Origin of the sequence: Nitrosomonas communis, assembly GCF_900114745.1 — a bacterium.
GTDB classification, from domain to species: Bacteria; Pseudomonadota; Gammaproteobacteria; order Burkholderiales; family Nitrosomonadaceae; genus Nitrosomonas; species Nitrosomonas communis_A.
The window spans coordinates 1-2,904 of the sequence record NZ_FOUB01000153.1 but is presented as its reverse complement, the minus strand read 5'-3'; the positions used below and the strand labels follow the sequence as shown (position 1 = coordinate 2,904).

At 40.2% G+C, this 2,904-nt stretch carries 1 protein-coding gene and 2 pseudogenes; 2 read left to right on the top strand and 1 reads right to left on the bottom strand.

The window, feature by feature from the left end:
* Positions 1-1,309: 1,309 nt before the first annotated feature.
* The gene (locus tag BM122_RS20930; RefSeq protein WP_074907578.1) at positions 1,310-1,696 is read left to right on the top strand and encodes a YkvA family protein; all 387 of its coding nucleotides are present in this window, start codon (positions 1,310-1,312) and stop codon (positions 1,694-1,696) included.
* Between the two features lie 380 nt (positions 1,697-2,076).
* A pseudogene (locus BM122_RS25690) lies at positions 2,077-2,726 on the top strand (helix-turn-helix domain-containing protein); the annotation flags it as partial.
* Between the two features lie 76 nt (positions 2,727-2,802).
* On the opposite strand, the pseudogene BM122_RS25685 reads toward BM122_RS25690, so the two are convergent.
* Positions 2,803-2,904, bottom strand: a pseudogene (locus BM122_RS25685) (IS200/IS605 family transposase); the annotation flags it as partial.

The following is a 2,904-nucleotide window of genomic DNA, read 5'->3' as shown; positions in this document are numbered from 1 at the left end:
GCAGCAATGGGCAAGACTGATCTGTGTCAATATCTTCGCTAGAAAACAACTGGAATCCTTGGCCGAACCACCACCCAATCCTAAAAATCCTTCTTTAACTCAGCAGCTTGATCTTGGTTTTGCTTAACCGGACAGTAGTGTTATAAATAATTAAGTTCACGCTATTTTATAAAACTTGCTGGTCAACGCAGAAGATTAGACTGAACAGAACACTATAATATTAGTGTATTCTATTCAGTCCATGATTTTGCGGCTTATTCTAGCTTTTTCTCAAACTTCTTCGATGCATTTGTGCACACCCCTAAATCAGCGCTACAGCGTAACGTTTGACTTGAGGTTAGGTACAACTCATCAATAAATTATTGAAACTTTTATCATTTTAGTGGTTCTTATTGCTAACCCTTTGTTAAAAGGGTTACGGTACACAGCTATAAATTTATAGCCTCTTGTCGTTATAGTTGTGTGCCGGTTATTCAGTCTTCTGATCTTTTGCTGTGGTGCACATGTCGCTCTCTCCTCTTTTCACTTTGTGCGCCATTTTTTTATTTTGTGAAAATATGTTGCATTTGCAAATGAAAACTATTATCATTTGCATATTCATTGTTAAAAAAGAGCATTGATACAAACCTGCAACTCTCCTCTCTCCTTGTTATACAGGTGTGTATCGGTTTCACGATGGATATTCCCCTCATATGGTGCACATTGGTTCTCTCTCATCTTTTCTTTGTGCACCATTCTTCTGTTTAAAAAATAGTCCGCATTCCTTCTTATTTGTTCACTACAAGTTTTAACGGTTGATTGAATTCGTCATCGAACCTATTTGAGAAAAAGCTTAACAATTTTCCGGTTTCCTCCAAAAACTGGGTTTTCTCTGGAAATCCTCACTAAGTTAATCGTGGTTATGGTCTTGTAAGAGGATGTATAGGGCGCAGAAATAAACGCGAAACTGGCGACATTCCGGTTTTACCCGCGACGAAAAAAGGGTTTCCCCCTGACATCCTACTCCTTCGGGGTAAGCGACCTGTCAGGGTACTCCCACGTATTTTCTGCTAGTCATTGTTACCCCCCCCTTCAGCTCGTTAACTATAGCGTAACCAGTTAAGAATGATTCAGAATATATAGAATTTGAAGAGCATCTCAACGGTTTGGGTTTGTTGTTTACGCAGTATTTTGGCGTATGCCCATTTGTGCTAGATGAGACAATGAGAATACTCTTTGAATCATTTCTAGCTGGTTTTGCTATATCTGCTTTTTCATTTAATATTTGGTATTAAAATAATAGGTTCTCTTTATTTAATGCCTTTTAAAAATGATATGGCTAGAAAATCTTAAAGATCGTGCACAAATCCTTAAGATTGAGACATATGCTCTTTATCTCGCAGCACGTGATCCTAGAACGCCTTGGTATGCGAAGCTTCTGGTTACAGGCGTAGTCGCTTATGCTTTAAGTCCGATTGATTTAATTCCTGATTTTATTCCAATTCTTGGCTACCTTGATGATCTTATATTAGTACCGTTGGGTATTGCTTTAGCAATTAAGTTAATTCCTCGAACGATTTTAGAGGAGTGTCAAATTCAAGCTAAAGAAATTATGATCAAAAAGCCCGTAAGCTGGAGTGCAGGCGCGGTAATAATTGCTATTTGGCTTATTCTAGCTGTCCCCTGCATTATATGGTTATATGAATTTATTGCTTAAGAATAAAAAAGTACGTCAAGCAGCAAGAATATAAAGCTTGTTCCGGTTTTCTCCAAAAACTGCGCTTTCTTCAGAAATCCTCACCAGATTAATTGAGGTTATGGTTTAGTAAAATGATGGATAGGCCGCGGAAATATTATCAAGATGATGTGTATGTCACGTAGATGTCATAAGCACGTAATGCTGAACTGTATAATAGTCAATACTTATTTATTTTTTTGTGTAGCTATTCGGTGCCAGCGTTTCCTTCTTCCTAAGGCTTCCTCCCAACGGCCTTACTGGCACCTCTTTTTTTATCTCAAGCAATTCTCAAAACTAGTATGAAGAACTACATTGTGATTTTTTTATTGCTGTTTTTCTTTATAGCCTTGTGTCGGTAGTTGCAGAGCTTGGCTCTATATGAATTTCAGTCTTCGTGGGAAGCTAACGAAATAAAGTTTGTTCATGCTGAATCAAAGCGAAAAGAATGCACCTGCAGATTGGTTTTGCAGTAGGGGCACGATTTGCAGATGAGTCAGGAAATCTTTGCGGTGTTTATGACACAGTGGAGCGGACATGGCAGCACCTTAACTTCTTTGAGCATATTGGTTATTTGCATTGCGCGGTTTCCCGCATTACCACATCGTCAGGTAACGTAGTTAATGGAGCGGTACCGTGGGCACGCGCCAATAGTGGTTTTACTTTGTTGTTTGAAGCCTTGGCTTTAGCGATGATTGAACGGGAAATGCCGGTCAATCGTGTTGCTGAGCTAATGCAAGTTAATCCGTAACAGATCTGGACGATATTCAACCATTGGGTAGGCAAAGCGCTGCGTGCAGATGATCCTTCTGCTATTAGCCAGCTGGGTATCGATGAAATGTCAACGCGTAAAGGGCATCACTATGTCACGGTGGGGGTTGATAGGGAAAGTGAATGTGTGATTTATGTAAATGAAGGAAAAGGCAAACAAGCCGTTCAAGCCATTGGCAAGCATTTGCAATTAAAAGGGGCTCAGGCAGAGCAAATTCAGCAGGTCAGCATGGAGTTAAATTACCTCCGGCAAAGCCGGAGGCTTATTACTGTTAGCCCCTCAAAGGGGCAAGAATTGGCGCCACCTAAAGGTGGCATCACATCCCAAGCTTGAGCTGATCATAGTGCTCATCCTCTTTCTCTTGGTGCTGGATATATTCTCTGACCATCTCTTCATCTAATCCTACCGTGGATACAAA

Bases quoted from the DNA above. Each gene is read 5' to 3' on its own strand.
- BM122_RS20930 (WP_074907578.1), top strand. From the start codon at position 1,310: ATGATATGGCTAGAAAATCTTAAAGATCGTGCACAAATCCTTAAGATT.